The sequence below is a fragment of the Phytobacter sp. V69 genome (assembly GCF_965644215.1).
GTDB lineage: Bacteria > Pseudomonadota > Gammaproteobacteria > Enterobacterales > Enterobacteriaceae > Phytobacter.
Map to the genome: position 1 here is coordinate 21019 of NZ_CBFFRL010000051.1, position 6907 is coordinate 27925.

The following is a 6907-nucleotide window of genomic DNA, read 5'->3' on the forward strand; positions in this document are numbered from 1 at the left end:
CCTGTTTAGAACGTAAAGTATTGTTGTGACACAATGACGATATAGAATAAAAACACTGTTTCGAACCTACACCTACAAGAAAGGAGACATCATGCCCTGGTTCGCCAATCCTGCTCGCTATGAGCAAATGCAGTATCGTTACTGCGGTAAAAGCGGCTTGCGCCTGCCCGCGCTGTCGCTGGGCTTGTGGCACAGCTTCGGCCATGTTCACGCCCTCGATACCCAACGCGCGCTGGTGCGTAAAGCCTTCGATTTAGGCATCACCCACTTTGACTTAGCCAACAACTACGGGCCGCCTCCGGGCAGTGCGGAAGAAAACTTTGGCCGTTTGCTGCGTGAAGATTTCGCCGCTTACCGCGATGAGCTGGTCATCTCCACCAAGGCGGGTTACGACATGTGGCCCGGTCCATACGGCTCCGGCGGCTCGCGTAAGTACTTACTCGCCAGCCTCGATCAAAGCCTGCAACGTATGGGGCTGAACTACGTCGATATCTTCTATTCACACCGTGTCGATGAGAACACGCCGATGGAAGAGACTGCTGCCGCGCTGGCCCAGGCGGTACAGAGCGGTAAAGCTCTGTATGTCGGTATCTCTTCTTACTCTACGCCGCGCACCCGGACGATGGTCGAACTGTTGCGCGAGTGGAACATCCCGTTGTTGATCCACCAGCCGTCTTACAACTTGCTTAACCGCTGGGTGGATAAAACTGGCCTGCTGGATACGCTCGACGACAGCGGTGTTGGCTGCATCGCCTTTACCCCGCTGGCGCAGGGGTTGCTGACCGGAAAATACCTCAATGGGATCCCGGAAGGTTCGCGGATGCAGAAAGAGGGCAAGAAGGTGCGCGGCCTGTCGGAAAAAATGCTGACCGAAGCCAACCTGAGCAGCTTGCGTTTGCTTAACGAGATGGCGACGGCGCGTGGTCAGTCAATGGCGCAGATGGCGCTGAGCTGGCTACTGAAAGATACCCGCGTCACCTCCGTACTGATTGGCGCAAGCCGCCCGGAACAGCTGGAAGAAAACGTGCAGGCGTTAAACAATCTGGCGTTTAGCGCCGAAGAACTGGCGCAGATCGATAAGCATGTTGCCGACGGTGAACTCAATCTCTGGCACGCCTCCTCCGATAAGTAAAAAGAAGGGGAGCTCAGGCTCCCTTCTTTCTTTTATTCAAAAGCAGAAAACGCGCAACGTTTCCCCCTGCGGTGACGCGCTTTCAGAAGGTAACTCCCGTTATCCCGCTTTTTATCCCCGCTAATCACCGCATTGCCAGCTGGTCATTTATAGCATCATAAGTCATATCGACTGTATAACCAGAGGCACTCAGTATGTCGTTAACGTCAGAGCCGGAAGCTCAACCGTTGCCATTCCTGGGAATGGCGCCATTTTTACGTATGAGCATCGCAGGTGTTGACTTCACCGCCATGGCACAAGAAATGATCGCCCTTGCGGAAAAATCGCCGGAAGATGCGACCCTGTGGATGAACCTTGCCACGGCCATGATGAGCCTGAAGCATGAAGAGTTAGGTCTGCAAATTCAAAACCAGGCGCTGCAGATGCAACGCGTCTACCACTGGCACGCACGTCAACCGACGAAACTGCGCGTACTGATGCTGATGGTGCCGGGTAATCTTTCAGCCAATATCCCGCTTGATTGCCTGCTTGAAGACAGCGACATCGATCTGATCAATTACTATGTTGATCCCAACGCGCCGCATCCGTTGACATCACCCGTGCCGGAGCACGATCTGGTGATGGTGGCGATTGGCGCCAGCGACGAACAAACTGCCGTTCTTCAGCGTCTGGATACCGTGCTGCGTAACTGGCCGACACCAGTATTGAACTCGCCAAAAAATGTCCCCAGCTCTGAGCGCCATAATGCCAGCATCCTGCTGCAAAATGTGCCTGGTCTGGTGATCTGCCCGGCACTGCATATCAGCCGCCAGGCTCTACAGTCTGTGGCGGCAGGTGAGAAGTCTGTTGCCGATATCGCCGACGATCACGCCTTCCCGATTATTCTGCGCCCGGTTGGCAGCCACGGTGGCCACGGCCTGCAAAAAGTCGACAGCCGCGAAGCAGTAGCCATTTATCTGACCCAGGTCGACGGCGATGACTTTTTCCTGTCGCGTTTCGTTGATTAAAGCGGTGACGACGGCCTGTTTCGCAAAATGCGTGTGGTTCTGATCGACGGTAAAGCCTACGCCTGCCATATGGGTGTTTCGTCCGACTGGATGATCCATTACGTCAACGCGGGTATGTACGAAGATGAGAACAAACGCGCCCAGGAAGCCCGCTTCCTGAACGAATTCGCTGATTTTGCCGCACGCCACCACGCTGCACTGGACGCCATTAGCCAGCGCACGGGCCTTGAGTACATCGGTATCGACTGTGCCGAAACGCAGGATGGCGAGCTGCTGATTTTTGAAATCGATCCGGCGATGGTCGTTCACGCCATGGACGACGAAGTGATGTTTCCCAACAAGCAGATTCACATGCATAAAGTCAAAACTGCGATGCGGGAAATGCTGTTACAACGCGCCGGAAAAGCGCTCTAACCCATTGATGCTACACAGGTATGAACATGTCATTGAATCCTAATAACGCACTGAATTTCTCTGGCGGCCCAGGCGCGCTGCCGGAAGTGGTCTTAAACCAGGTCCAACAGGCGATCATTAATGTCCCTGAAGCGGGGCTGTCGATCCTCGGCATCAGCCACCGTTCAGACTGGTTTGAAAACGTGGTGCGCGAAACTGAAAACAATATTCGCACGCTGCTGGGTCTGCCTTCCAACTACCACATCCTGTTCCTGCAGGGCGGTGCGACACAGCAGTTCTCTATGGTCCCGATGACCATGCTGCGCGGGAAAAAACACCCGGCAGAATATTTCGATACTGGCTACTGGAGCCGTAAAGTCGTAACTGAAGCCATGCGTGAAGGCCCGGTTCGCGTTATCTGGAGCGGTGAGAAAGACGGCTATCGCCGTCTGCCGACCGACGAAGAGTTAGATTTCTCCCCGGATGCGCCCTACATTCACTACGTGTCGAATGAGACGGTAGAAGGTCTGCAGTTCAACCGTATTCTGGGCCGCGACGATGTGCCGCGCGTCTGTGATATGTCTTCGGACTTTTTGTCCAAACCGTGTGAAGCCGATAAATTCTCACTGATTTACGCCCACGCGCAGAAAAACATCGGCCCGGCAGGCGTCACTATTGTTCTGGTTCGCGACGATGTCGTGCAAAACGCGCCGGACAATCTGCCGTCATTCCTGGATTATCGCCGTCAGGTTGAATCGCATTCCAACTTTAACACCCCGCCGGTGTTCGCGATTTACGTTGTGCTGCTGGTAACTCGCTGGTTGCTCAATGATGTCGGCGGGCTGGAAAACATGGCGCAGATTAACCAGCAAAAAGCGAAATTGCTGTACGGCATGATTGACGGTAGCCACGATTTCTTCCGCCCATGGGGTGACATTGCTTTCCGTTCTGATATGAACGTTGCGTTCAATCTGCCAACGAAAGAACTGGAAGCGCTGTTCCTGAATGAAGCCACGGCGGCCGGGTTCTCAGGCCTGGGCGGTCACCGCGCGATTGGCGGCGTACGTGCGTCAATCTATAACGCGCTGACGCTGGGTGCGGTGGAAAAATTGACCGGCTTTATGGAAGATTTCCGCTTTAAGCATCACGCTAAGTTCTGATTCGCCTTATCCACTGCTGCTTCGGCAGCAGTGGAGCGCCTCATACCGCTGTCGGCGTGATCTCCGGGCGCTTATATTCCGGCCATACCAGCACGACCAGCTCCGGGTAAGCATCCATGCTGAACTCGCGAAAACACTGACGCAGGTTCAACACGTCCAGATCAGAGTGCATCACCTTTTCCCCGTTTAAACAGCGCTTCTTAATATTGTCGTAATACTTGTATACCGCGGAATTGAGATCGCTACAGCGGCGCTGCGCTTCAAATAATCCCGGCACGCTATTTATCTCAGCCATGTTCATGCGTTTAATGGTCGCATGAAGAAAATCAATATATTCATGGTTTACACGCCAGTACCACACCGGGGTAATGGCATTCATCAACATTGCGAAATGGTCTTCGCCCTCTTCTTTTGACAGAGGTTTAGTTTGCAGCGCCAGACTTTCAGTTTCAGCTAAGGACGACTTTTTATTGTTTTCGCGCATCAATAAAAGTACGCCGCCCGTTAACAGCAATAAAACAACAACAGAATAATAAATACTGTTCATGTGCAGGCTCCATTTTTTTTGATTTTAAAAGTGCGCCATGATATTGTCAACGAACCTCACGCCCGGACTTCTCCTACCCCGTTGATATTAAAGGATATTAGAAATGCTGCCCGAGAATCTTGTCCCGGCTCGCTTTCACGTTTCCGTTACGGAAGCAGAACCGGGAGAAGCAGAAAAAGACACTAATTTAACTCAGGGAAAAAGAACGCTCTCTGATTATGCCAGCGATATATTAGCGAATGCCAATCGTACCGGGCAATCGCGGAATATGTTGCTTGAAGAGCGTGACCGTCATATAAAAGACCGATTATACCGCGTAGTAAAAATCGAAGCATTTGCCCGCCTGCTGAACGATTTGCAAGCCGAGGGCGACATTGATGCTCAGGCATTAAGTCAAATAATTGCCGATAAGACCAAACAAATTAATGACGCTGGAAATGAAATTTGGCTTAATCTCATTACCCGCGAAAAAGATGCGCCTTTGTTTTATAAACTAGAGGAGGAATAACGTGGAGAAGATCGACAATAACGACGTTTATTTGACTTTAGACAACGAACACAGCGATGAATTTATCTTAAAGCAGAACATTGATGCGCTCATTCAGAGTAAGAACACCACAATACAGCGTATTGCGCATGAGCTTATCTCCATCCCTGCGGCACTTGTGCGATTAAAATGGCAAAATCGCCGGGAAATCTACGCTTTTCAGGTGAAAGAAGAGATCTATGGCGCAACCATTAACGCCATCGTACAAGATCACCCTGAACTGCTGGAAAAAATAATGGGCAAGCTGGAAGCCAACTATCAGCATCTCATTGCCAGAGAGACCGCAACCCTGCGCATCAGCCGCAAACTTGCCGATGACGAATACCGCACCGCGGTTGTCACCACCGTTCCCCTTGAAGAAAAACCTGCAACAGATGACCTTCCAGAAGCCCCGATGCCAGAAGCCGTGCGACAGCCGAAATAACCTTAAAATCTCTCCCCTTATTATCGATAGTTATTCATCGCGTATGAATATCCGCTGAATAAAGCCCTTTTTATTTAATATCTCTTAATCCAAATTGAAGCCTGACTTAAATATGTCGATATCTGCATGGCATGCTAAAAAAGAAAAAGGCCGGCACAGATGCCAGCCTTATTTAGCAAAACGGGAGCGTTACTTCGCAGCGGCGACGGTTTCTTCTCCGACCAGGCCAATTTTGAGGTATCCCGCACGATGCAGGGTATCCATCACCTTCATCATGGTTTCGTAGTCAACGGTCTTATCCGCACGGAAGAAGACAGTAGTGTCTTTCTTCCCTTCGGTGACGGCATTGAGCTGCTCAACCATCGTTTCGTCAGTCACCGGATCGTTACCGATGAACATGGTGTTATCCGCTTTTACGGACAGATAAATCGGTTTTTCCGGACGCGGCTGCGGCTGACTGGTGGAAGCCGGCAAATTGACTTTCACATCTACCGTTGCAAGCGGCGCGGCTACCATGAAGATAATCAGCAGAACCAGCATAACGTCAATAAACGGCGTCACGTTGATTTCGTGCATTTCGCCGTTATCGTCGAGGTTTTCGTTAAGACGCATTGCCATGGGGCATCAACCTACTCGTAATTTCTGGGCGGCGTGAACAGGCGGCTTAGCAGAGGCGCTGGCAGCCAGATCCAGGTCACGGCTTTGCAGCAGCAGAACCTGTGCGGCAACATCACCCAGCGTGGCTTTATAACCGCCGATCATACGGGCGAAGATGTTATAAATCACTACCGCAGGAATCGCTGCAACCAGGCCGATAGCGGTCGCCAGCAGCGCTTCGGCAATACCCGGAGCAACAACGGCAAGGTTAGTGGTCTGCGTCTGGGCAATACCGATGAAGCTGTTCATGATACCCCATACGGTACCAAACAGACCGACGAACGGGGAAATTGCACCGATGGTCGCGAGATAACCATTACCACGGCCCATATGACGGCCAGTGGCGGCAACGCGACGCTCGAGACGGAAACCGGTACGCTCTTTGATACCTTCGTTGTCTTCGCTACCTGCGGACAACTCCAGCTCGTTTTGGGCTTCGTTGATTAACAGCGTACTCAGGCTTCTGGCATGGAAAGAAGAGGCGATTTCACTGGCCTGATCCAGCGAGCGGGCATCAGCCAGCTGTTGCTGTTCACGCTTAAGACGGCGCTTTTGCGCAATCATCTCAGCACTTTTGCTAAAGAAGATTGCCCAGGTGACCACTGATGCCAGAATCAACCCGATCATCACAATTTTTACTACGATGTCGGCATGTTGATACATACCCCAAACGGAAAGATCCGCCTGCATCAAATTATTACCCACTGTGTATCTCCAGGACGCATGTCACAAAATCTGAGCGTAATAATATCAAAACGTCGTCGAATTGATAGTAGTTCTCATTAGTATTTACATACTGCCTTAATATCCCCTCTTTTTCCTTGCGCTTACGCAGTAAAAAAGTCCCGAGGTTAGATAGTGTCGTCACAAGATTTTAGCCCAGAGAGCGATGCATCTGATCTGGACGGCAGCGAGAAATGATGCCGTATTTTTTGCGTAGCGCGTTGCAATACCCCGCCAGCACTTGAGGTGCAGGAAGGCATTTTCAACCAGATGACGGACTTTATAGAGCGCGTTGTCGTACTCACGTACGACCTTAC

The 6907-nt window shown here is 51.5% G+C and carries 9 protein-coding genes and 1 pseudogene; 6 read left to right on the forward strand and 4 right to left on the reverse strand.

Translation table 11 applies throughout. The features are described 5' to 3' along the window. Positions 1-91 precede the first annotated feature (91 nt). The 4 genes from ACSZPU_RS09545 (at position 92) to ACSZPU_RS09560 (ending at position 3692) form a co-directional block, all read left to right on the forward strand. A complete protein-coding gene (locus ACSZPU_RS09545; protein ID WP_498997950.1) occupies positions 92-1132 on the forward strand; it encodes an aldo/keto reductase in 1041 nt (346 codons plus the stop codon). 194 nt (positions 1133-1326) lie between these two features. Next, positions 1327-2139 (forward strand): ATP-grasp domain-containing protein, encoded by an 813-nt coding sequence (locus ACSZPU_RS09550; RefSeq protein WP_498997952.1) that lies wholly within the window; start codon positions 1327-1329, stop codon positions 2137-2139. A gap of 27 nt (positions 2140-2166) precedes the next feature. Further along, a complete protein-coding gene (locus tag ACSZPU_RS09555; protein WP_498997954.1) occupies positions 2167-2553 on the forward strand; it encodes an ATP-grasp domain-containing protein in 387 nt (128 codons plus the stop codon). 26 nt (positions 2554-2579) lie between these two features. Then, entirely contained in the window at positions 2580-3692 is a 1113-nt protein-coding gene (locus ACSZPU_RS09560) for a phosphoserine transaminase (RefSeq protein WP_498997956.1), read from the forward strand. A 40-nt stretch (positions 3693-3732) separates the two neighbouring features. Here the strand turns inward: ACSZPU_RS09560 and ACSZPU_RS09565 are convergent, their stop codons facing one another. Further along, positions 3733-4239 (reverse strand): ESA_00282 family adhesion-associated protein, encoded by a 507-nt coding sequence (locus ACSZPU_RS09565; RefSeq protein WP_498997959.1) that lies wholly within the window; start codon positions 4237-4239, stop codon positions 3733-3735. A gap of 103 nt (positions 4240-4342) precedes the next feature. On the opposite strand from ACSZPU_RS09565, the gene ACSZPU_RS09570 reads away from it, so the two are divergent. After that, positions 4343-4747, forward strand: coding sequence for a hypothetical protein (locus ACSZPU_RS09570; RefSeq protein ID WP_498997961.1), 405 nt, complete (start codon positions 4343-4345; stop codon positions 4745-4747). Position 4748: 1 nt separating this feature from the next. Next, positions 4749-5210: a cytoplasmic protein gene (locus ACSZPU_RS09575; protein ID WP_498997963.1), complete on the forward strand. Its 462-nt coding sequence runs from the start codon at positions 4749-4751 to the stop codon at positions 5208-5210. Between the two features lie 189 nt (positions 5211-5399). On the opposite strand, the gene exbD is transcribed toward ACSZPU_RS09575, so the two are convergent. The 3 genes and pseudogenes from exbD to ACSZPU_RS09590 form a co-directional block, all read right to left on the reverse strand. Then, entirely contained in the window at positions 5400-5828 is a 429-nt protein-coding gene (gene exbD, locus ACSZPU_RS09580) for a TonB system transport protein ExbD (protein WP_498997965.1), read from the reverse strand. Positions 5829-5834: 6 nt separating this feature from the next. Further along, positions 5835-6572 carry a tol-pal system-associated acyl-CoA thioesterase gene (gene exbB, locus ACSZPU_RS09585; RefSeq protein ID WP_498997967.1) on the reverse strand — a complete coding sequence of 246 codons (738 nt, stop codon included), beginning with the start codon at positions 6570-6572 and terminating at the stop codon, positions 5835-5837. 159 nt (positions 6573-6731) lie between these two features. After that, positions 6732-6907 (reverse strand): annotated as a pseudogene (locus tag ACSZPU_RS09590) (IS5/IS1182 family transposase); the annotation flags it as partial.